Below are 21,221 nucleotides of genomic sequence, written 5' to 3'. Positions count from 1 at the left end.
TTACTCCCAAGGCTACGTGGCTGCCGGTTGCTGGAGAAGGATGCCGGACGCGTGTTTTTCCAGATCAGAATTGCCCGAGCAGCTGGTGCCCAAACAGTGCGCATATGAATCGAGTCGCATTCAGTATCTATGTCGTAACCAGTGCGGCTTCAGCGCCCGCGTTGGTAGGGTGACTTCATGATCAACACTGCCCGCCTGCACTCGGACCTGTCACGACTCAGCCGCGAAACCGCGATGATGTCGGCCACGATCGAGACCCTGTCCACCGAAGAAATGGCTGCCGCCTCGCTGTGCGAAGGCTGGAGCCGTGCGCATGTCATCGCGCACCTGGCCTCCAACGGCCGGAGCCTGGTCAAGCTCATCGATTGGGCCACCAGCGGAGAACCGCAGGAGCTCTATGCCTCGCGTGAGGCCCGCGATGCGGAGATCAATGAGCTGGCGGCCCTGCCGCGCGAGGAACTGGTCAAGAAGTTCCAGGACGCTGCCGCCTACTTCGCCGAGCAGTGCGAACGGCTCAGCGGCGATTTGGCTGTCGAAGAGGTGGATCTGCACGGCAAGATCATTCCGGCGACCTCCATCGTGGCGCTGCGCATCGCCGAGGTGGTCATCCACCACCACGATCTTGATACCGCCTGGACCATCGAGGAAGCCGATCCGGATTCCCAGGAGAACGCCGTCGAAGCCGCCGTGCGGACCATGCGCGTGAAGAACGCCCCGGGCATGACGCTGGTAACCGAAGAGGGCGACGAATGGGTCATCGGCGACGGCGCGCTGAAGGTGCGCTCGGACCGCGAAGGCCTGATCGAATGGCTGGCCCGCGGCCAGGCCCGGCATATCGAGGCCGACGGGCCAATTCCGGCATTGCCTGCCTGGTAGCCGCCTTCTGCAAGGCGTGTCAGCACGCGGCAACGGTTGGACGAACGAGGAGAATGGGCTCGGCCCGCCTGTCGATCTGAAAAGGAGCCGGCATTGATCCCTGTCATCGTGCTCACCGGATATCTGGGGGCAGGCAAGACCAGCCTGCTCAACCGCCTGCTGACCCGCCCGGGCACCCGGGTAGGGGTCATCATCAATGACATCGGCAAGGTCAACGTGGATACCGGGCTGATCACCGGCCAGATCGATGCGGCCGAATCCATTGCCGGCGGCTGCGTCTGCTGCCTGTCCGACAGCAGCGGCCTGGATGAGCTGCTGGAAAAGCTGGGCCAGCCGAAGCTGCGCCTGGATGCCATCATCGTGGAGGCCAGCGGCGCCGCCGACCCGATCAACGTGGACCGGCTGCTGCGCTTCGGCAAGGCCCACGGGGTGCGCTTCGGCGGCATCATCGACGTGATCGACGCGGTGGAGCATGAGCACACCGTGGATACCGCGGCCATGGCACCGGCACGATTCAACGCGACCAGCATGGTGGTGGTCAACAAGCTGGACCGCATTGCCCCGGAGCACCGCGACGCAGTCCTGGACAGAATCAGCGGAAGGATCCGGGACGTCAACCCGCACGTGGCCATCATCCCGGCCTCGCACGCCGCCATAGACCCTGAGCTGGTATTCGACATCGCCTTGGACGAAGACCCGATCGACGAGCTGCCGTTGGCAGCCGCCTCCCGCCCGCACCACGACCACGAGCATGCTCCGCACGCCAACGCGGTAACGGTGCGCTGCCTAGAGCCGGCAGACCCGAGAGCCGTACTGGATCTGTTGGAGAACCCGCCGGCCGCGGCCTACCGGCTCAAGGGACACGTGAAGCTGCGCACCGCTGACGGCACGCAACGCTTCCTGGTCAACATGGTGGGCCGGCAGATCCATTTCGCGGAAGCCACCGCCCATAGCGACCCGGCCGATGACGCGCTGGTCGCCGTGGGCATGGGACTGGATGAAGCAGCAGTCGGCGCCGCATTGGCGGCGGCCTTGGAACCAGCACGCGAAGATCCTTCCCCGAGAAATCTCACCCGGTTGGAACGGCGGCTGATCTTGAGCAGCGATGCAGCAGATGCCGCGGACGAGCCTGCTGCTGAAGGGTTCTAGCTGGTGCGGGGCTGACGTTAGCAGGTTGGCATCGAGGGCATCTACGGCCCTCGGTCTCACTCGACTCGAAAATTTCCACGTCTGCCTGAGCCACCTAAGAGTCCGCCGGCAAATGTCAATGTGAACCATGCTGCAACACTGGCGACGACCTCAATCGCCAAGGAACATGCCTGACTTGGCCGTTAATTACGCTGGACTTACTGGAGATGTTACACGCCTATTGGCGCGTTCCCTTAGCGGCGGCGCCGCCCCTCACGGCGCAGTTGCACGGGGCTTTCCAGTCGGACGGGCACTTCCCCACACCGCAGTTAAGTCGCACCATTAAGTGGTACGGCAAGTAGTGGAAGGAGTCCGAGATGTCCATCAGTGCAAGCGAAGCCCGCAAGACGCTCTTTCCATTGATTGAACAAGTCAACGATGATCGCCAAGCTGTCGAAATCGTGTCACGCAAGGGAAATGCTGTTCTCATGGCAGCAGATGAATACGCAGCATGGCAAGAGACCGCGTACCTCTTCCGCTCGCCAGCCAATGCCCGGCGGCTCTTGGATGCCTACGAACGTGCACGGTCAGGAATAACAGAGACCCACGAACTCGACTGGGACGAATAAGTGCGGCTCGTCTGGGATCGGGCAGGATGGGACGACTACGTCCACTGGCAAACGGCCGACCGGCGCGTACTCAAGAGAGTCAACACCTTGATCGAAGCATGCCTTCCGGATCCCTTCCAAGGGATTGGAAAGCCCGAACAGCTGAAATACGGGGCCTCCGGCTCATGGTCCCGTCGGATTACCGACGAACACCGACTGGTCTACATCGTGATCGAAGAAGACTTGATCATCCTTCAAGCCCGATACCACTATTGAATGGCGTCCGGCCGTACTAATCGTAGAAAACCTGCAGACGCTGCTGTCCCTGCCCGAACCGCCCGGGGTGGTTGCGCTGCACGGCGGCGGTTACGACGTACGCTATGTGCTCCGATTCCTTGGGTGGTGCGTATCGAGGTGCTGTACTGGGGCGATGTTGATCTGGATGGACTGGCAATCCTGGCGTCATTGCGCAGCGTGCGGCCCGATGCCCGATCAATGATGATGGACCCCGGAACACTCCAGCGCTTCGCGCAGCTGGCGACACCCCATGCCAAGGGCTGACCCGGGCGGCGTCTGCAGAATTGCTGCCCAACGAGGTCGGGGCCTACGAATTATTGCGCATCCAAGGCGGACTGCGCCTTGAGCAGGAACGCATTCCCGGGGACCCTTCGTTGGCCACGTTGGGCATCGAACTAGGGGGGGCGACACCCCTCGGGTCTTCCCCCCCGGCGGCACAGAAGCGCGAGGTTGAAACCATAAATTTTCACTCACACCACCGCACGCACATGTGGCGGCTGATCTTCAGCGGATAGCCGGAAAACGGCTTGCTTTGGAGCGGCGAACCGACGTACCTGACCGCTCTGGACTGGGCGGGGAGGTCACCACGACGGTGCGCACCACAACTGGAGACCTGGCCGTAGCGGAGCAACATTTAGTTACCAACAATTAGCTGGACAGATCTCAACTATTACAAGCGACGGCCCTTGATCCCTTGAATCACGCGGATTTCCTGATCTTCGGGGAGCACAACAATTACAGATTTCAGTTCCAGCAATTACAGATAGCGGATGTTTTCACCGATTACGGGCACGCAAATGATTCATCCTGCTGCTCCTGTCCACTGGCGAACGCTCGGGTCAGGTCATCGATCCTGTGGAGCATCAACACATGATCTCAGCAGAAGCGTAGCGCCAGTCCGAATTTGCCGGCAGAAAGTCGAACCCGTATCCATGTCTTTCCTGCTGACACAACTAAAGTGCTGCCCACGCCTGTCGTGCATGACCTCCACTTTGGAATCGTCCAACGTTGGACGATTTCATGCTCCTCACGGGTGCAGAGATAAGCCCCCACTCCCAGGACAGCCAACGTTGGCTGATTTCGCGCTTCCCTCGCCTGCCCGGATGCCAACCGATATTGCCGATATTTGTGGTGCATGGGACCTGATAATCGTTTGGCTCTCAGGCAACAGCCGGAACCCAAAACCGGAGGCCGCATCCCGCGCGACCCGGCCGTCAGCCCACCATGTCCGAGCAAAGGAAACATCACTGGAACATGAAATGGACACGGTGCGCCGATAGTCGGCGGGTCGGCGCGGGGTGCGGCCCCGGCAGTCTCTGGAAATGAACGCTTACAACGCGATCTGGCGGTTCTGGTCCTTGTAGAGCAGGTAGCGGAAGTTCTCCGGCCCACCGGCGTAGCAAGCCTGCGGGCAGAAGGCGCGCAGGGACATGTAGTCCCCGGCCTCGACCTCGACCCAGTCGCCATTCATCCGGTACACACCCTTGCCTTCCAGCACGTACAGGCCGTGCTCCATGACATGGGTTTCAGCGAACGGGATGGATGCACCTGGTTCAAAGGTCACGATGTTCACGCCGAAGTCGAAGGCCACATCCTCGGGATCCAGCATGCGAGTGGTGCGCCACTTGCCATCGGTGCCCGGCATCGGGCCAGGCTCGATGTCGCGTTCGTTGCCCACAACCGGGCCCGGAGCCGCGACGCCGGCCAGGACTTCGTAGCGCTTGCGCAGCCAGTGGAAGCTGGTGGTCTCGGTACCGTCATTGCGTGCCGACCAGGTGGCGCCGGCCGGCAGGTAGGCGAAGCCGCCGTCCACCAGCACATGCTCGGTGCCCTCGATGACCAAGGTCAGCTGGCCGGTGAGCACGAAGATGAATCCCTGCACCTCGGCCTGCGGTTCCGGCTTCTCGGCACCGCCGCCGGGGGCGACTTCCACGATGGACTGGGCGAAGGTGGTAGCCCCGCCGGCCACCGGGCGGTTCAGCACCCAGGCGCGGGTGTTGGTCCACTCGGGGAAGACGCTGGTGACGATGTCGCGCAGCACGCCCTTGGGGATGACCGTGTAGGCCTCGGTGACGATGGCGCGGTCGGTGAGCAGATCGCTCTGCGGCGGGTGGCCGCCGAAGTTCGAGTAGTAGGACGAAGAGTTCTGGATGGCAGGAACAGTCATGGTGTAGTCCTTAGGCGTGGGAGCGGTTCAAGGCGATCGCCTCGAGTTCGGGCAGGGTGATCTGGGCCAGTTCGGTGACCTCGTCGGCGGTGACCGCACCGCAGGCGACCCCGCGGTGGATGTAGCGGGCCAGGGCACGCGCGGTGGCCGGCTCGTCCATGATGGCCGAGTTGATCTGGTGGACGTAGTTGCGCAGCCGGGTGCCGGCGGCCTGCAGGCCCTCGCGGAAGAAGGCGAAGGTGGCCAGGTAGCGGGTGACCAGCTGGTTCTCGTGCATGTCCCAGCCCTGGTAGATGCCCCGGGTGAGGTGGCGGTTGACCAAGCGGGCGTGCAGCGCCCACGCGGCGGCGACATTCTCCGGGTCGCCGGCGGGCAGGATGTTGGTGGAGCCGTCGGACAGTTCCACACCGGTGCCGGCCACGGCAACCTGCATGACGTCCTTGGCGAAGTCGGCGACCGGATGCTCCATTGACTGGTAGCCGGCGGCCACGCCCAGCGAGGCGGAGTAGTCGTAGGTGCCGTAGTGCAGCGAGGAAACCCGGCCCCTGCCGGCATGGATCAAGGTGGCGACCGGGTGGCTCCCATCCGCGGCGATGATCACCTGCGGGGTTTCCACCTGGACCTCGAAGCGGATGCGCCCAGCTTCCAGGCCGTGGGCTTCTTCCAGCTTCTCGGCCAGCAGGACCATGGCTTCGACCTGGTCAACGGTCGTGACCTTCGGCAGCGTCAGGCGCAGCCCCTCGGGCAGGGGGCCGTTGGCGACCAGGCGCGAGATGAACAGGTCAAGGGTGCGGATGCCGCGGGTCCGGGTGGGGGCCTCGAAGCACTTGAAGCGGATGCCGATGCAGGCCGGGGCCTTGCCGACGGCTACCGCCGCGGACACCGAGTCGGCCGCGGCAAGCACTGCTGCGTCCTCCTCGGCATCCGTGCGGTTGCCGTAGCCGTCCTCGAAATCGAGGCGCAGATCTTCGATGGGTTCGCTTGCCAGCTTCGCTGCCACCAGTTCGCCCAGGCGTTCGGGCTCGGCCAGGTCCAGCGTGGCAGCCAGCTGGGCCAGTCCGGCGGCGTTGCCGGCAGCGGCCAGGGCGTTGGCGCCCCAGGCTGCCGGCAGATCGGCGCTGTACTTGTCCCCCGGGACATATACGGTGTGCACCGGCTGGCGGGCCCCGGTTTCTCCCGGGTAGGAGGTTTCCAGCAACCGGTCGGTGGCTGCCAGCTTGGCTTCTACGCTGGCAAGCGTGGACTCATCGAAGGTGTTGCTCATGGCTTGGTCACGTATTCCTTTTCCAAGAGTTCGTAGGCAGGGGTGGTGAGGAAGTCCGCGAAGTCCTCATCCTTGCCGCTGGTCAGTTTCGCGATCAATTCTGCGGCCGGCTCGTAGTAGGCGTTGAAGTGCTCTTCATTGTCGACCTCCGAGCGCAGGCGTTCAACCTCTTCGGCCAGAATGCCTGCCACCAGTTCCGCGGTGATGGTGTTGCCGGTGTCGGCGGCGACCACCTGGTTGCGGATCTGCTGCCAGATCTGCGAGCGCGAGATCTCTGCGGTGGCGGCGTCTTCCATCAGGTTGTGGATGGCGACCGCGCCGTTGCCCGACAGCCACACGGCAGTGTAGGCCACGGCCACGTAGAGGTTGGCGCGCACGCCGGCCTCGGTGACATCGCCGGGGGCGCTGGCCACGTCCAGCAGCTGGGCTGCGCTGACCTCGACCTCTGGGCGCTGGCGATCGATCTGGTTCGGCTTCTCGCCGAGCTTCGCGTCGAAGATCTCCTTGCACAGCTCGACCAGGTCCGGGTGGGCCACCCAGGAGCCGTCGAATCCGTCATTGGCCTCGCGGGTCTTGTCTGCGCGGACCTTCTCGAAGGCGGCGGCGGTGACCTCGGGTTCACGACGGTTCGGGATGAACGCGGCCATGCCGCCCATGGCGAAGGCCCCGCGCTTGTGGCAGGTCTTGACCAGCAGCTCGGTATAGGCGCGCATCATCGGCGCGGTCATCGACACGGCCGAGCGGTCGGGCATGATGAACGCTTCGCCGGCTTCGCGGAAGGTCTTGATGATGGAGAAGAGGTAGTCCCAGCGGCCTGCGTTCAGGCCCGAGGCGTGCTCGCGCAGCTCGTAGAGGAACTCTTCCATCTGGAAGGCGGCCGGAATGGTCTCGATGAGCATGGTGGCGCGCACGGTGCCGTGGGCGATGCCCAGCTCGGCCTGGGCGAAGGTGAAGACCTCGTTCCACAGGCGCGATTCCAGGTAGTGCTCCATCTTCGGCAGGTAGTAGAACGGTCCCTGGCCGGATTCTGCGAGCACCTTCGCGTTGTGGAAGAAGTGCAGGCCGAAGTCCACCAGCGCGCCCACGGCCGGCTTGCCGTCGATGAGCACGTTGTTCTCCGGCAGGTGCCAGCCGCGGGGGCGGACCACCACGACAGCGCGCGGGGCGTCGGTGCGCAGCGCGTAGGACTTGCCGGTCTTCGCATCGGTGAAGGCCAGGGTGCCGCGGGCGGCGGCCGAGAGGTTGGAAATCGCGTCGATGACGTTGAACCAGCTCGGGGTCGAGGCATCTTCCAGGTCTGCCAGCCAGACCTTGGCGCCGGAGTTCAGCGCGTTGATCGCCATCTTGGCCGGGGAGGCCGGGCCGGTGATCTCCACGCGGCGGTCCTTGAGCGCCTCGGGCGCTTCGGCGACTTTCCAGTCGCCGGTGCGCACGGCTTCGGTCTCCGGGTCGAAGTCGATGGACTTGGCGGCGGAGAACTGCTTGCGGCGCACGCCGCGGGCGGCGAGCAGCTCGTCGCGGGTGCCGGAGAACTTCTGGTGCAGCTTCTCGATGAAGGCCAGCGCCTCGTCGGAGAGGATCTGCTGGGCATCGGCGACATCGGGGATGCTGGTGATTTCAATACTCATGGGTTGTTCCTTAACCTCTTGTGCTCTGTTCCATTGAAAGGGTGCGTTGACATGCACCCTTGGGTCTTGCTGCGCAGCGCCTACTTGGCGGCGGCTGCGTCCTGCACCGCCAGTGCGACATCGGAGGCGACCTGTGGGTCGAATACCGACGGGATGATGAATCCTGGGTTCAGCTCTGATTCGCTGACTCGGGCGGCAATGGCATCCGCGGCGGCCAGGAGCATGGCGTCGGTGATCTCGGTGACGCCTGCATCCAGCAGCCCGCGGAAGAAACCTGGGAATGCCAGGACGTTGTTGATCTGGTTCGGGAAGTCGCTGCGCCCGGTGGCGACCACTGCGGCGTGGCGGCCTGCAATCTCCGGGTCCACCTCGGGATCCGGGTTGGCCATGGCGAAGACGACGGCGCGCTCGTTCATCGCGGCGATATCCGCTTCGTCCAGCACGTTCGGGGCCGAGACGCCGATGAAGACATCCGCGCCGACGACGGCTTCCTTCAGGGTGCCGGTGAAGTTCTCCGGGTTGGTGTTCTGAGAGAGCCAGATGCGGTGCGCATCGGTGTAGCTCTCGTTGCGGCTGATCGCGCCGTTGCGTCCGCAGGCGATGATGTTCTTTGCGCCGCGGGCCATGAGCAGCTGGATGATCGCGTTGCCGGCCGCGCCGACACCGGAAACCACGATGCGCAGGTCCTCGATCTTCTTGTCCACGACTTTCACCGCGTTCAGCAATGCGGCCAGCGTGACAATTGCGGTGCCGTGCTGGTCGTCGTGGAAGACCGGGATGTCCAGCTCCTCGCGCAGCAGCGCTTCGATCTCGAAGCAGCGCGGGGCGGCGATGTCCTCGAGGTTCACCCCGCCGTAGACCGGGGCCAGCGCCTTGACGATCTTGATGATCTCCTCGGTGTCCTGGGTGTCCAGGCAGACCGGCCAGGCATCGACGTCGGCGAACTGCTTGAACAGCGCGGCCTTGCCTTCCATGACCGGCAGGGCCGCGGCCGGGCCGATATTGCCCAGGCCCAGCACAGCCGAGCCGTCGGTGACCACGGCGATGGTGTTGCGCTTGACCGTCAGGTTGCGCGCGTCGGCAGGGTTCTCTGCGATGGCCATGCAGACACGGGCGACACCCGGAGTGTAGGCGCGGGAGAGGTCGTCGCGGTTTCGCAGGGCCACCTTGGGGGTGACCGAGAGCTTGCCGCCCAGGTGCATCAGGAAGGTGCGGTCCGAGACGTTGCGCACGCTCACGCCGTCGAGGTTATCCAGTGCAGCGCGCACGGTCTCGCCGTGGGCCACGTCGGTGGTGTTGCAGGAAACCTCCACCACCATGTGGGTGTGGTTCGACTCGGTGACATCCAAGGCCGTGATGTGCGCGCCGGCCGAGCCGACAACGCCGGCCAGTTCGCTGGTCGCGGTAATCGACGCAGGGGTCTGGACGCGAAGGGTGAGTGAATATCCCGGGCTTGGTGCTGCCATCTGATCCTCCTGTAAAAGTTTTCCGTATAGTGGATACTATTATCCTCAAAATGAAAATGCAAGAGTGTTTTGTGGCGCGGGGCACGATTTTTTGACGGCTTAATATCGGATCGTGGAAGAAATGGCCGATTCTGCGCTATTCTTGGGACAAGGATTTCGCATCGTAGAAGTAATGCGCAGTCCGTTTCCGAAAACCATTGCCTGCACAAGGAGCAAAGATGACGCAGACTGCCAGCAAGTCCACCACCGGCGGCGTCCAGTCCGTCGAACGCGCTTTTGAGCTCCTGGAAGTCATCGCGCGGGCCGGCGGCGAAGCGGCGCTCAGCGAGCTGGCCGCCGATACTCCCCTGCCATTGCCGACCATCCACCGGCTGCTGCGCACCCTGGTGGGCGTGGGCTACGTGCGCCAGCTGCCCAATCGCCGCTACTCGCTGGGCCCGCGGCTGATCCGCCTCGGCGAGGTCGCCAACCGCCAGCTGGGCGCCCTGGCTTCCCCTGCACTGAAGGAACTGGTCGCGACGCTGGGCGAATCGGCGAATATCGCCGTGCTCGATGGCGATATGGTCACCTACATCGCCCAGGTCCAGTCGGCGCACTCGATGCGCATGATCACCGAAGTAGGGCGCCGCGCCATGCTGCACAACTCCGGGGTCGGCAAGGCCGTGCTCTCGGTGCTCGATGACGAGCGCGTGCAGCGCCTGGTCTCGCAGGCGGGCATGCCGCCGAAGACCGCCAACACCATCACCACCCTGGGCAAGCTGTTCACCGATGTCGAGGCCACCCGCGAGCGCGGCTACGCCGTCGACGAGGAAGAGCAGGAATTGGGCGTCCGCTGCATCGCTGTGCCGGTTCCGGGCGCACCCACGCCGATGGCCATCTCGGTCTCCGGCCCGGTCACCCGCGTTGACGACGAGTTCACGAAGAAGGCCGTTCCGGTATTGCAGGAAGCCGCCCGCGAGCTCGGCCGCCAGCTGGTGGCAGCCGCCGACTAGGCAGGCGGCAATTCCAGCTGGTACCTGATCACCTCCGGAACCGCCGAACCGGCGCGCTACTGCGCGAACTGGGTGGCGTGCAGCTCGCTGTAGCGACCGCCCAATGCCAGCAGCTCGCTGTGCGTGCCGCGCTCGAGAATTCGTCCGCCCTCCACGACCAGGATCTGGTCCGCGGAGCGGATGGTCGACAGGCGGTGGGCGATGATCAGCGCGGTGCGGTTTTCCAGCGCTTCGCCCAGCGCCGCCTGCACCGCGGCCTCGTTCGACGAGTCAAGCGCGGCGGTGGCCTCGTCCAGGATGACCACCTGGGGAGCTGCCAGCAGCAGCCGGGCAATGGTCATGCGCTGGCGTTCGCCGCCGGAGAGCCGGTAGCCGCGCTCCCCCACCACGGTGTCCAGTCCATCGGGCAGGGCGGCGATCACCGGCTTGAGCCGGGCGCGCTCCAGCGCCTCCCAGATCTGCTCATCGGTAGCTTCCGGACGGGCCAAAGCCAGATTGGAGCGGATGGACTCGTGGAACAGGTGCCCGTCCTGGGTGACCATGGAGACCGCCCCGCGCAGCGAGTCCAGCTTGAGCTGGCGGATGTCCTGGCCGGCTAGTTCGATGCTGCCCGAGTCCACGTCGTAGAGGCGGGCAAGCAGCGAGGCGATGGTGGATTTGCCGGCGCCGGATGACCCGACCAGCGCAAAGGTCTGTCCCGCGGGGATCTCGAAGTCGATATCGTGCAGGACCTCTTCGCCGCCGCGGGTGTCAAGCACTGCGACTTCTTCCAGCGAAGCCAGCGAAACTTTGTCCGCGCTCGGGTAGGAGAAGTTCACGTGGTTGAATTTCACCGGCACTGCGCCGGCCTCAAGCCGGCGGGCATTCGGCGCATCGGCAATCAGCGGCTGAAGGTCCAGCACCTCGAAGACGCGGTCGAAGCTGACCAGCGCGCTGGTGATTTCCACGCGGGCGTTGGCCAAGGCGGTCAGCGGCGTGTAGAGGCGGGTGAGCAGCATGCCCAAAACCACCACGTCGCCGGCTGCCAGATCGCCGCGCACCGCATACATGCCGCCCAGTCCGTAGACCAGCGCGAGGGCCAGGGCAGCCACCAGGGTCAGCGCGGCGACGAAGTAGAACTGGCGCATGGCCATCTTCACGCCGATATCCCGCACCTTGCCGGCACGCAGCGCGAACTGCTCGGACTCGTCCTTGGGGCGGCCGAACAGCTTGATCAGGGTGGCGCCGGGTGCGGAGAATCGCTCGGTCATCTGGTTGCCCATGGTCGCGTTCAGCTCCGCGGATTCACGGCGCAGCAGGGCCACGGACTTGCCGAAATGGCGGGCGGGCAGCAGGAAGATCGGCAGCAGCACCAGCGCGATCAGCGTGACCTGCCACGAGGTGGTGAACATGACGCCCGCGGTGAGCACCAGCGCCACGGTGTTGGAGACCAGGCCGGACAGCGTTCCGGCGAAGGCTGACTGCGCGCCGATGACGTCGTTGTTCAAGCGGCTGACCAGCGCACCGGTCCGGGTGCGGGAGAAGAACGCCACCGGCATTTTCTGCACATGGTCGAAGACCGCGGTGCGCAGGTCATAGATGATTCCCTCGCCCAGGCGCGAGGAGAACCAGCGGACGACTACTGAAACCACGGCGTCCAGAATCGCGATCACCGCCATGAGCAGCGCCAGGTTGACGATCGTGCGGATGCCGGATTGCGCGACAATCTCGTCGACCACCCGTCCCGCGAGCACCGGGGTGATCACGGCCAGCACGGCGGCCAGGATGGAGAAGATGACGAAGACCAGCAGGCGGGACTTGTAGCTGGCGGCAAATTTCAGCACCCGCTTGGGCGTGGTGGGAGCGTAGGCCTTGCCTTTGTCTCCCGACAGCTTCCATAGCGAATGCCAGGCGGCGCTTTCCATGCTCATTAGCGAGTGCTCTCAATCCTGCTGGAGTTAAATCGGTGGGACGCTTGAACCCAATGATCTCAGTAAGCGGACCCCGCCTCTACGTAGGCAAAGCTTACGTCCCGGTCTGATTGCATGAAAGAACTTCCTTGCCGGCGGCAGCAAGATCACGCATGGAGCCCCTGGCAATTCCAAGCCCGCCCTCAGTGCATGAGCTGGCGTGCTCAGTATAGAAAGTGAGGAACTCAGTGTGAGGCCGGCAGCCTATTGACCATGAACGACAAGCTTTAAACGAACAACTGTAATCGCCGTTAGCCAACATGAAATGAATTACCGGCCTGCGCTCATCGTGCTGATAAATGCTGAGGCTCCCAAGCCGCCGAACGGGAACTAAGCAGACATTGAAAATCTAGGTAGAAATCTATATAGTTTTTGCATGATTACCATGAGCATCACCGAAGCTTCCCGTTCCGGCCTTTCAGCGTTGGTGGCGGCCGCTGAAGAAGGCCACGATACAGTCTTGTCGCGTCACGGCAAGGTTGTGGCCGAAGTGGTGTCAGCCAAGGAAATCGCTCAACTACGACAGGACCGGGAGACACTTCGCGACGCCGCATTGGTTATGGCACGCTTTGCCACCGATAGCGGTGCACGCACGACCCTCGATCAAGCCTTGGAATTCTTCAACTTGGACCGCGCAGAGTTGGAGGCAGAAAATGCCAAAGAAGCTAAGTCAGGGGATTCGTGAGTCAGCCTCGAGACCGGCTGTGTATTGTTCGGCTAACTGAAGACGCAGTGTCCGACCTGCATCGCCTTCACAAAAAAGACCCCCGGATCGTCCGTGCCGTGTTCAAGAAAATGCTGCTTCTGGAACAGTCGCCTGAAGCCGGTGAACCACTGCTTGGAGCCCTGGTTGGTTTTCGCAAGCTAGTTGTCGGTGACCGGGATTGGCGCATCGTTTGGCGCATCACCGAGGATGCCTCCGGTATACCCGTTCTTGATATCTCGGAAATCTGGGCTGTGGGCGCCCGTTCAGATGGCGAAGTCTACGAGGAGCTCACCTCACGGGTTGCACGCATGGGCAACAGCCCGAAAATTCGACCTTTGAAGGACGTCATCATCCAAATGGGTCGGCTCTACGAATCAGTTGAGGCAACGGCCGAGCCAGCCCTCGCATCACCCCTTCCCGAATGGATGATCAGTGCATTGAAAGATCAGCTGCACTTGTCTGATCCGGAAATCTCAGAGCTCAGCGAACAACAAGGCCAGCAAAGACTAATTGAGCACTGGTCCGGACATAACGGTAGCTGAATCCCCGTCTGGCACGCTTCGAGCAACTTCAATGGGATATGCAGAAACTAGGTGGAGCACTCTGATACCCAGCTCTGCCGACAGATCACAAGTGATAGTGGCATTAGCGACGACCCATCGTCAGCGTCGAATCATGTTCACGACTTGTATCTTTTACTGAATCAAATTGGATCACGACTGTTTTCGAAGCAAGCAACAATTCCTCTGCAATTAGAGGTCTCCAATACCGCAACCGTGTCTGCGGCATTAGCAATTTTTGGCATGCCTCCTCCTACAAATGTCCGTTCCGGACACAGGGAATCGAACGATCGCAGAACACCGGAGGACGGCTCATCTGAATTTCGCGAGTACAGGCAAGCCGTGCACCTTCCGTAAGTTCAATACGCCAATGCAGGCTCGCTAGACGCGCGTAAGTAAGGTGGCCCGCACTTGCAGCAGCCCGTCATAGCGGCTTATCGGTGCATTCGGATCATACAGGTTGAAGCGCTCCACGTCCGCTTGCGCGCCTTCGGGGCGCACATAGCGCACATCGACAACGCCCAGGGTCGCGGCGTACTCGAAGAGCAGGGCCATCAGGTAACGGCGGTCCACCACGCCAGGGAAGTCGGAGTCGGCGTAGCCCAGCGATCCATACTGGGGGTGCTCAATGTAGAACTTCCAGGTAGCCCGTTCCTTGCGCGCACTGGTGAACGGCGCCACCGCGGTCACCTGATCGAAAAGTCTATCGATCTCCACGAACTCGTCGACCGCCAGCAACTCGATAGCCGTGGACGCAGCCCGGCGGCGCGTACCCAGCGCGGATAACACATGGGCGCTGCGTTGACCCTTGATTTGTTCCAGTCGCGCGAGCTCGTCGATGATGCCCTTGGCCACCCAACGCTCCCACAGCGCGCGCAGGACCTCGTCTGGATCTTTCGTTCTGGCGGCACGTCCGCGAGCGGTCAATGCGAGCTTCGGCCCGTTGGCGAGCCCGCCGGCTTGCAGCAGCAGCGGCCACGCGAAGGCCTGTATTTCATGGTCCGGATAGAAATCCCCGCCCTCAAGCACCTGGGCGATAGCGCGCTGGGAGGCTGCCGACGGGCGGCTCGTCGACTCACTGCAACGGATCTTGCCTTTCTCGACCAGGGCGAGCACTGCGGCGAGGTTGGCGCGGGCGGCGGGGAGCATCGCACGAGTGCAGGCAAGCATGAAATCAGCATAGTCGCCGTCTGGGAGACTCCCCACAATCTCCAGAGACTACAATCAGGCAAACGCTTGGATCCGCATGTTTTTGCGGTTCCAAGCGTTTGCATCCAATAACCTAAGATGAGCCAGGACCTGGCGGCAAGCCGCTCGGCTGGGCTACTGCTGGGCGGAGGCCAGTTCTGACTTGGACGGCTCCGTGCCCACAGCCTCGATCGCCTCCGAGACGGCGTTGCGCGGCTCGGCCTGCGCGCCGGTGCGGATGACCGGGTCGCGCGGGGCGTCGTTGAAGAGCAGCTGCGTCACGTCCGGGCGGGCATAGTGCCCGGCCGGGTCGACGGTGTTCTTCGCCAGGTCGATCTCGGCCAAGTCCAGGTCCGCATAGACGATGCCCTCGACCTGCGGATCCAACGGCTCGGTGATCATCGCCGAGTGCGGGCCGTAGACGCGCGCGAAGCCGCCACCTCCGGTGTACACCGGGGTGGGCTTGCCCTCGGCCGTCGGGAATTTCAGTGCCCCGTCATCGGACATGATCTGGGTGGAGGCGATGACGAACGCGCTGCCTTCCAGGGCGTACGTCTGGGTTGCGGCCATGATCGACTCCGGGCTCAGGGCAGGGACGTCGCCCAGGATCCCCAGGCAAGGCCAGCCGGCCACGTGGATCTGCTCGTTCTGGGCGTACATGGCGTACTTGGTCAGCGGCTGCAGATGCTCGAAGCACTGCAGGGCTCCGAGCCGGCCCACCGGCGTGGGAACCACCTTGATGCTGCTGCCGTCGCCCTCGCCGAACAGGGTGCGTTCGGCGTGGGTCGGCTTCAGCTTGCGGCGCAGTTGCAGGATGCCCCCGTCCGGGCCGATCACAGCCTGGGACATGTACAGCGAACCGCCGTCCTTCTCGCTGAAGCCCACAACAACGGTGATCGAATGCTCGCGGGCGGCATCGCGGATCGCTGCCACCTGCGGGCCGTCCAGCGCCACGGAATTGGCGTGGTAGCGGGCCACGAACTGCATTTGCTCGTAGACCGGGTAGGACCAGAGGAACACCGGGTATCCCGGGATCCAGGTCTCCGGGAAGGCCACCAGATCCGCTCCCCCGGAAGCTGCTTCTGAAATCAGCTGCAACGTCTTCTGCGTCGTCCCGTCGATGTCGAGCCACACCGGCTCGGCTTGTACTGCGGCAACCCGTATCAGCTTGCTCATCGTTGCTCCTATGATAGATGGACAGTGATTCAAATCTATGAGCTGGATCGCATTCATGCATTGACGGTTTCTGCACGGCCACCGGCTTTTCCTGCAGATTCCGCCACGGAGGCAGTCCATCGATCGGGTTGCGGGGCCGGAGGTAGGCAATACCAGGAACAACAGTCACCGACGTCTTCGAATGGCAGCGCGTGGCCAGCGAGGCTTTCGTTCCGCTGCTGTGCTCGGCGGACGAGCCAGGCTTCGTCGCGCATTTGGAGAACCTTGCGCTCTCCGGCGGGGTGAGCGTGTCACATGTGCGCGCCGGCCCGTTGAGGATCGAGCGCCCGGAGAGGCTGGCACGTCAGGACACGGGCAACGACATCCTGATGTCAATCCAGCTGCATTCCACCGGGGCGGTGCTGCAGCATGGGCGTGAAGCGTCCCTGTCCCCCGGCACCGCGGCCATCTACGAGAGCAATCGCCCCTACTTGCTCGACCAGCCGGACCCCGGCCAGGAGCTGCTCGTGGTGCGCGTCCCGCGCGGGGCTCTGGGCCTTCCGGACCGGATGGTCTCCGAACTATGCGGACGGAGGATCGACCAGTCCGTGCCGGGGATGTCCGCGTTCCTCGGATACCTCCGGGGCTTGATGGCCACGCAGAATGCGGTGGGCGTCGAGGGGTTGGCGGCCCTGGGGCCGCTCAGTTCCGAGCTGCTCACCTTCGCCCTGCGCGCTTTCGCGCAGGCCGGGCACTCAGGCTGGGACAGCGACCGCGCCCTGCTAGAGGCGGCACGCCAAAAGATCCTCCAGGAACTTGCTGATCCAGGGTTGAATGTGGAGCGCTTGGCACAAGCGGCCAATGTCTCGGTCCGCAAGCTGCACGCGGTGTTCACCGCAGCGGGGCAGACCCCGGGTTCGGAGATCCGCAGGCTACGCATGAACAAGGCAATCGGGCTGCTCGCGACGCGCCCGCACTCGGGCCAGAGCATCGCGTCGATCGCGCTGGTCTGCGGTTTCCGCGATGCCTCCACCTTCACTCGCGCCTTCACCCGCGAATTCGGCTGCACCCCGACGCAATGGGCGGACAACCCTACCTAGCGCTCAGCGCCCGCTTCACCAGCTCGCTGAACCAGCGCTGGGCCTCGCTCTGCCGGGCGGGCGGCAAGTGGTACAGCGAGACTTCCATGGCCGGGATCGGCAGCGGGAAGGGCAGGACCTGCAGGTTGGATGATTCCATCATCTGCTCGGCGGCCAAGCGCGGCACCACGGCAAGCGCCTCGGTTTCGTGGACCACCGTCGGCAGCGCGGCGAAGCGCGAGATCCTCAGGACATCGCGGCGTTTCAGTCCGGCCCGGTCCGCGAGGATCTCCGGGATGTCGTGCCCCACCTCCGAGGTCATCCGTATATGCGATTCGCGGGCGTATTGCTCGGTGCTCAACGTACACTGGACGCGCGGATGATCCGCAGAGGCGATGACCACGTATTCATCCTGGCGCACGATCGTGCGTTCCAGCCGGTCAGTGGAGATCAGCGGGCTGAGGATGGCAGCATCCGCGTCGCCGCGGACCAGAGCGTCGGCCACCCGGGAAACCTCCAGCGGCTCGACATCCAGGCGGACTTTCGGCGCCTGGCGGCTCAACGCCCGCATGATCGGCGGCAAGAAACTCAGTTCGCCAATATCCGAAAGCCACAGCGTGAAGGCGTTCTCCGCGTTCTGCGGGGCGAAGGGCATTGACCTGACCGTGGCCTCCGCAATCTGGGTCAGCCCACCTTTCAGGCGCGGATACAGCATGTCCGCGGTATGCGTCGGTTCCATGTACCGGCCGGAGCGGATGAACAATTCGTCGCGGAACTGCCGTCGCAGGTTTTTCAGGGTGTGGCTGACCGTCGGCTGTGTCAGCTGCAGCACCTCGGCCGCTCGTGTGACGCCCCGTTCCTCGTACAACACGCAGAAAGTCTTGACCATGTTCAGGTCGAAATCGTTCATGATCACCGCCAATAGAAACTGTCTATGATTCTATCGATATTATTCGTTGGTTTTTGTGTGAGCTGCGTCATTACGGTTATACCGGCAAGCCCATCACGAGAATCCCGGAGGCAATGATGTCCCTGACCAATGAAGTCGACCGCCACGCAGAAACAGCTCCCTCGCGCGTCTGCCCTGCCCCGGAATCCGTGACGTCGATCCGCGAGTTCACCCACGAGTTCATGATCGCCCAGGGGCTCACCAAGGTGTTCGGGAACCCCGGCTCCAACGAGCTGCCCTTCCTGAAGGGCATGCCCGCCGAGGTCCAGTACGTGCTGGGCCTGCATGAGGGCGTCGTCGTGGGCATGGCCGACGGCTTTGCCCAGGCCTCGGGCAAGCCGGCCCTGGTCAACCTGCATGCGGCCTCCGGCACAGGCAATGCCATGGGCGCGCTGACCAATGCCGTGTACTCGCAGACCCCGTTGGTCATCACCGCCGGCCAGCAGGTGCGCGAGACGATCGGGCAGGAGTCGTTCCTGTCCAACGTCGACGCGGCCTTGCTCACCCGCCCGCTGACCTCTTGGAGCATGGAACCCGCATGTGCCGCCGATGTTCCACGCGCCTTCGGCCAGGCAGTCTGGGAGGCAACCACCGGAACCAAGGGCCCGGTCTACCTGTCGGTTCCCTATGATGATTGGGACCAGCCTTCCTCCCCGAACGACCGGCACCTGCTCGCCCGGAGCGTCACCGAGGCCCGCTCCCTGTCGCAAGAGCAGCTGGACCGCCTGGTGCGTCGACTCGATCGAGCCGACCGCGTGGCCCTCGTTCTGGGCTCGGCGGTGGATACCGTGAACGCCTCGGATGACGCCCGAATCCTGGCCGAACGTCTCAACGCGGACGTGTGGGTGGCTCCGTCGCCTTACCGCCTGCCCTTCCCGAACCGCCATGGCCAGTTCCGCGGTGTACTCCCGGCAGCCATCGCCGGGGTCAGCGAGCGGCTCAAGGACTACGACCTGGTGCTGGTCCTCGGCGCCCCGGTCTTCCGCTACCACCAGCACTCGCCCGGCCAATACCTCGCCGACGGCGTCGAGCTGGTGCAGATCACCGAGGAAACCGGTGCCGCCACCCGGGCGCCCTTCGGCGAGGCGATCGTGGCAGACGTGGCCGGCGCGCTCGCGGCGCTATCCGGCAACGTCGCCGCACGCCCCAACTCCCGCTCCGGCAGCTGGCGCGAGAGCACCCCGGCGCCGCAGGCCCAGGACGGCATCTTCCACCCGGCCAAGGTCTTCGAGCTGCTGCGCGAGAACGCTCCCGGGAACACTGCGTACGTGGTGGAATCCACCTCGACCAACGAAGCCTTCTGGGACCAGATGGACCTGCGCCTGCCTTCCTCATACTTCTGGCCCGCCTCCGGCGGCCTGGGCTTCGGAATGCCGGCCGCAGTTGGAGTCCAGATGGCCATGCCTCAGCGCCCGGTCATCGCCGTGATCGGCGACGGCTCGGCCAACTACGGCATCACCGCACTGTGGACAGCAGCGCACTACAACGTCCCGGTCACCTTCATCATCCTGAAGAACGGCACCTACGGCGCCCTGCGCTGGTTCGCCGACCTCCTGCAGGTCGAGGACGCCCCGGGCATGGACGTGGACGGCATCGACTTCGCTGCCCTGGCCCGTGGCTACGGCGTCACCGCCACCACCGTCGCCTCCGAAAAGGCGTTCATCGACAGCCTGTCCCGGGCCGCCAGCAGCGGACGACCGCACCTGATCGAGGTCGCCACCTCGCTTACCACCCCGCAGTAGCTGTCCGGGCGCAGCCCGTGTCCCTTTCCCCTGTTTATCGCCACGAGTGACTTTGGAGTATCCCATGAGCACCACCCCGATTAATCGCGTTGTCGACACCGCGAAATTCACCCCCGCGCACCTGCGGGTCGTCCTGCTTTGTTCCCTGCTGATGATCGTCGACGGCTACGACATGATCTCCTACGGATCCGTGGTCGGAAAGCTGATGCAGGACTGGGACATGACCACCGTCCATGCCGGCTGGCTCGGCTCGGCAGCCTTGGTCGGCATGCTCATCGGCGGCATGTTCATCGCCCCGCTGGCAGACCGCTTTGGCCGCCGCCCGGTGCTGATCGCCTGCCTGATCGGTTCGGCGCTCGCGTCGCTGGGCTGCGCGCTGTCTGTAGGCTTCTGGTCGCTGGTCATCTTCCGCACTCTGGTCGGCGTGGCCATCGGCGCACTGGCCCCGAACTTCATCGCATTGGTTGGCGAATATGCGCCCCGCCGCTCCAAGGCCCTGCTCGTCTGCCTGGTCTGCAGCCTGTACTCGCTGGGCGGCATCATCGCCGGCCTGCTGGCCATGGTGATGATTCCGGCCTTCGGCTGGCGCAGCGTCTTCTTCCTGGCCACCGCCTCGATCCTGCTGGTGCCGTTGATGTTCAAGCTGCTGCCCGAATCCCCGGAATTCCTGGCACGCCAGGGCCATCGCCGTGCTGAATTCGAGGCAGTCGTGCGCGCCATCGCTCCGGACGTGGATCCGTCGCAAGTCACCTCCGTGGAACAGGCCGAGACGCCCAAGGCCCCAATCAGCGAGATTTTCCGCCACGGCAACGCCGTCAACACCGTGCTGATCTGGGTCGTCTTTGCCATGACCATGCTGCTGAGCTACGGGTTGAACACCTGGCTGCCCACGCTCATGTCCACCGCTGGCTATCCGGTCAGCTCCGGGCTAGGCAAGCTGGTGCTGCTGAATATCGGCGGACTGGTCGGAGCCATCGCGGCCGGTTGGCTGGCCGACCGGTGGGGCATCAAGCAGGTCATCCTTGCCTACCTGCTGCTGGCCGCGATCTCCCTGGCCTGCCTGGGATTCAACCCGGACCCCTTCGTGCTCAATACCCTGCTCGTCGTGGCCGGCGGCACTACCGTGGGCACACTGGCCGTGATCCACGCCCTGGCCGTGGAGTACTACCCGTCGCTGGTGCGTTCCACCGGCATCGGCTGGGCCGCCGGCATCGGGCGCATCGGCGCTATCAGCGGCCCAATTCTCGGTGGCGCCCTCTTGGGCCTGACGCTGAGCTTCCAGCAGAACCTTCTAGCCATCGCGGTCCCCGGCGTCATCGGCGCTCTGGCCATCGCCCTGGTCCGGATGAACCGCAGCAATTCCGCCCGCCAGGCGGCCACCGGGGCCGACCAGCAGGATCCCGTCCCGCTGGGCTCACCGGTCGCCGACTAGCAACTTTTCGTTCATACCCGAACATGCAATCCGTC

The 21,221-nt window shown here is 64.0% G+C and carries 18 protein-coding genes and 1 pseudogene; 11 read left to right on the top strand and 8 right to left on the bottom strand.

The window, feature by feature from the left end; translation table 11 throughout:
• The first annotated feature begins 177 nt into the window (after positions 1 to 177).
• The 5 genes and pseudogenes from ANI01nite_RS03065 to ANI01nite_RS16625 all read left to right on the top strand — a co-directional run bounded on the left by ANI01nite_RS03065 (position 178) and on the right by ANI01nite_RS16625 (position 3,173).
• The gene (locus ANI01nite_RS03065; protein WP_141355930.1) at positions 178 to 876 is read left to right on the top strand and encodes a maleylpyruvate isomerase family mycothiol-dependent enzyme; all 699 of its coding nucleotides are present in this window, start codon (positions 178 to 180) and stop codon (positions 874 to 876) included.
• A 93-nt stretch (positions 877 to 969) separates the two neighbouring features.
• Positions 970 to 2,025: a CobW family GTP-binding protein gene (locus tag ANI01nite_RS03060; protein ID WP_141355928.1), complete on the top strand. Its 1,056-nt coding sequence runs from the start codon at positions 970 to 972 to the stop codon at positions 2,023 to 2,025.
• A gap of 356 nt (positions 2,026 to 2,381) precedes the next feature.
• A complete protein-coding gene (locus ANI01nite_RS03055; protein WP_038992858.1) occupies positions 2,382 to 2,633 on the top strand; it encodes a type II toxin-antitoxin system Phd/YefM family antitoxin in 252 nt (83 codons plus the stop codon).
• Positions 2,634 to 2,888 carry a Txe/YoeB family addiction module toxin gene (locus ANI01nite_RS03050; RefSeq protein ID WP_128470932.1) on the top strand — a complete coding sequence of 85 codons (255 nt, stop codon included), beginning with the start codon at positions 2,634 to 2,636 and terminating at the stop codon, positions 2,886 to 2,888.
• Positions 2,889 to 2,955: 67 nt separating this feature from the next.
• Positions 2,956 to 3,173 (top strand): annotated as a pseudogene (locus ANI01nite_RS16625) (Wadjet anti-phage system protein JetD domain-containing protein).
• 1,066 nt (positions 3,174 to 4,239) lie between these two features.
• On the opposite strand, the gene ANI01nite_RS03040 reads toward ANI01nite_RS16625, so the two are convergent.
• From ANI01nite_RS03040 to ANI01nite_RS03025, 4 genes are all read right to left on the bottom strand, one after another.
• Positions 4,240 to 5,076 (bottom strand): bifunctional allantoicase/(S)-ureidoglycine aminohydrolase, encoded by an 837-nt coding sequence (locus tag ANI01nite_RS03040; protein ID WP_038992854.1) that lies wholly within the window; start codon positions 5,074 to 5,076, stop codon positions 4,240 to 4,242.
• 10 nt (positions 5,077 to 5,086) lie between these two features.
• Positions 5,087 to 6,340: a DUF6986 family protein gene (locus ANI01nite_RS03035; protein ID WP_141355924.1), complete on the bottom strand. Its 1,254-nt coding sequence runs from the start codon at positions 6,338 to 6,340 to the stop codon at positions 5,087 to 5,089.
• Positions 6,337 to 7,968: a malate synthase A gene (gene aceB, locus ANI01nite_RS03030; protein ID WP_141355922.1), complete on the bottom strand. Its 1,632-nt coding sequence runs from the start codon at positions 7,966 to 7,968 to the stop codon at positions 6,337 to 6,339. Before aceB ends, ANI01nite_RS03035 begins: the two co-directional genes overlap by 4 nt.
• An 80-nt stretch (positions 7,969 to 8,048) precedes the next feature.
• On the bottom strand, positions 8,049 to 9,434 hold the full coding sequence (locus ANI01nite_RS03025; protein ID WP_141355920.1) for an NAD-dependent malic enzyme: 1,386 nt from the start codon (positions 9,432 to 9,434) through the stop codon (positions 8,049 to 8,051).
• Between the two features lie 218 nt (positions 9,435 to 9,652).
• Here ANI01nite_RS03025 and ANI01nite_RS03020 point away from each other — a divergent pair, with 218 nt between their 5' ends.
• The gene (locus ANI01nite_RS03020; protein WP_141355918.1) at positions 9,653 to 10,426 is read left to right on the top strand and encodes an IclR family transcriptional regulator; all 774 of its coding nucleotides are present in this window, start codon (positions 9,653 to 9,655) and stop codon (positions 10,424 to 10,426) included.
• 56 nt (positions 10,427 to 10,482) lie between these two features.
• Here ANI01nite_RS03020 and ANI01nite_RS03015 read toward each other — a convergent pair whose 3' ends face one another.
• Positions 10,483 to 12,336 (bottom strand): ABC transporter ATP-binding protein, encoded by a 1,854-nt coding sequence (locus tag ANI01nite_RS03015; protein WP_141355916.1) that lies wholly within the window; start codon positions 12,334 to 12,336, stop codon positions 10,483 to 10,485.
• A gap of 415 nt (positions 12,337 to 12,751) precedes the next feature.
• Here ANI01nite_RS03015 and ANI01nite_RS03010 point away from each other — a divergent pair, with 415 nt between their 5' ends.
• Positions 12,752 to 13,060, top strand: coding sequence for a type II toxin-antitoxin system Phd/YefM family antitoxin (locus ANI01nite_RS03010; protein WP_174787664.1), 309 nt, complete (start codon positions 12,752 to 12,754; stop codon positions 13,058 to 13,060).
• Positions 13,057 to 13,623 (top strand): type II toxin-antitoxin system RelE family toxin, encoded by a 567-nt coding sequence (locus tag ANI01nite_RS03005; RefSeq protein ID WP_141355914.1) that lies wholly within the window; start codon positions 13,057 to 13,059, stop codon positions 13,621 to 13,623. The genes ANI01nite_RS03010 and ANI01nite_RS03005 overlap by 4 nt, the downstream gene beginning before the upstream one ends.
• 399 nt (positions 13,624 to 14,022) lie before the next feature.
• Here the strand turns inward: ANI01nite_RS03005 and ANI01nite_RS03000 are convergent, their stop codons facing one another.
• Both ANI01nite_RS03000 and ANI01nite_RS02995 read right to left on the bottom strand, forming a co-directional pair.
• On the bottom strand, positions 14,023 to 14,847 hold the full coding sequence (locus ANI01nite_RS03000; RefSeq protein WP_141355912.1) for a hypothetical protein: 825 nt from the start codon (positions 14,845 to 14,847) through the stop codon (positions 14,023 to 14,025).
• Between the two features lie 117 nt (positions 14,848 to 14,964).
• The gene (locus tag ANI01nite_RS02995) at positions 14,965 to 16,005 is read right to left on the bottom strand and encodes a carbon-nitrogen hydrolase family protein (protein WP_141355910.1); all 1,041 of its coding nucleotides are present in this window, start codon (positions 16,003 to 16,005) and stop codon (positions 14,965 to 14,967) included.
• A gap of 191 nt (positions 16,006 to 16,196) precedes the next feature.
• Here ANI01nite_RS02995 and ANI01nite_RS02990 point away from each other — a divergent pair, with 191 nt between their 5' ends.
• A complete protein-coding gene (locus tag ANI01nite_RS02990; RefSeq protein ID WP_141355908.1) occupies positions 16,197 to 17,084 on the top strand; it encodes a helix-turn-helix transcriptional regulator in 888 nt (295 codons plus the stop codon).
• Here the strand turns inward: ANI01nite_RS02990 and ANI01nite_RS02985 are convergent.
• Positions 17,077 to 17,973 (bottom strand): LysR family transcriptional regulator, encoded by an 897-nt coding sequence (locus ANI01nite_RS02985; RefSeq protein WP_141355906.1) that lies wholly within the window; start codon positions 17,971 to 17,973, stop codon positions 17,077 to 17,079. The two genes, ANI01nite_RS02990 and ANI01nite_RS02985, sit on opposite strands and share 8 nt — an antisense overlap.
• Before the next feature lie 113 nt (positions 17,974 to 18,086).
• Here ANI01nite_RS02985 and mdlC point away from each other — a divergent pair, with 113 nt between their 5' ends.
• Together mdlC and ANI01nite_RS02975 are read left to right on the top strand one after the other, a co-directional pair.
• On the top strand, positions 18,087 to 19,754 hold the full coding sequence (gene mdlC, locus ANI01nite_RS02980; RefSeq protein WP_255314367.1) for a benzoylformate decarboxylase: 1,668 nt from the start codon (positions 18,087 to 18,089) through the stop codon (positions 19,752 to 19,754).
• Positions 19,755 to 19,818: 64 nt separating this feature from the next.
• Entirely contained in the window at positions 19,819 to 21,186 is a 1,368-nt protein-coding gene (locus ANI01nite_RS02975; protein WP_141355904.1) for an MFS transporter, read from the top strand.
• Positions 21,187 to 21,221 lie beyond the last annotated feature (35 nt).

It is taken from the genome of Glutamicibacter nicotianae, from assembly GCF_006539525.1.
GTDB lineage: Bacteria > Actinomycetota > Actinomycetes > Actinomycetales > Micrococcaceae > Glutamicibacter > Glutamicibacter nicotianae.
Note: the sequence above shows the minus strand (reverse complement) of the source record. Positions and strands in the feature narration are given on the sequence as shown.

Bases quoted from the DNA above. Each gene is read 5' to 3' on its own strand.
- ANI01nite_RS03065 (WP_141355930.1), top strand. From the start codon at position 178: ATGATCAACACTGCCCGCCTGCACTCGGACCTGTCACGACTCAGCCGC.
- ANI01nite_RS03055 (WP_038992858.1), top strand. From the start codon at position 2,382: ATGTCCATCAGTGCAAGCGAAGCCCGCAAGACGCTCTTTCCATTGATT.
- ANI01nite_RS03040 (WP_038992854.1), bottom strand. From the start codon at position 5,076: ATGACTGTTCCTGCCATCCAGAACTCTTCGTCCTACTACTCGAACTTC.
- ANI01nite_RS03035 (WP_141355924.1), bottom strand. From the start codon at position 6,340: ATGAGCAACACCTTCGATGAGTCCACGCTTGCCAGCGTAGAAGCCAAG.
- aceB (WP_141355922.1), bottom strand. From the start codon at position 7,968: ATGAGTATTGAAATCACCAGCATCCCCGATGTCGCCGATGCCCAGCAG.
- ANI01nite_RS03025 (WP_141355920.1), bottom strand. From the start codon at position 9,434: ATGGCAGCACCAAGCCCGGGATATTCACTCACCCTTCGCGTCCAGACC.
- ANI01nite_RS03020 (WP_141355918.1), top strand. From the start codon at position 9,653: ATGACGCAGACTGCCAGCAAGTCCACCACCGGCGGCGTCCAGTCCGTC.
- ANI01nite_RS03015 (WP_141355916.1), bottom strand. From the start codon at position 12,336: ATGAGCATGGAAAGCGCCGCCTGGCATTCGCTATGGAAGCTGTCGGGA.
- ANI01nite_RS03010 (WP_174787664.1), top strand. From the start codon at position 12,752: ATGATTACCATGAGCATCACCGAAGCTTCCCGTTCCGGCCTTTCAGCG.
- ANI01nite_RS02995 (WP_141355910.1), bottom strand. From the start codon at position 16,005: ATGAGCAAGCTGATACGGGTTGCCGCAGTACAAGCCGAGCCGGTGTGG.
- ANI01nite_RS02985 (WP_141355906.1), bottom strand. From the start codon at position 17,973: ATGAACGATTTCGACCTGAACATGGTCAAGACTTTCTGCGTGTTGTAC.
- mdlC (WP_255314367.1), top strand. From the start codon at position 18,087: ATGATGTCCCTGACCAATGAAGTCGACCGCCACGCAGAAACAGCTCCC.
- ANI01nite_RS02975 (WP_141355904.1), top strand. From the start codon at position 19,819: ATGAGCACCACCCCGATTAATCGCGTTGTCGACACCGCGAAATTCACC.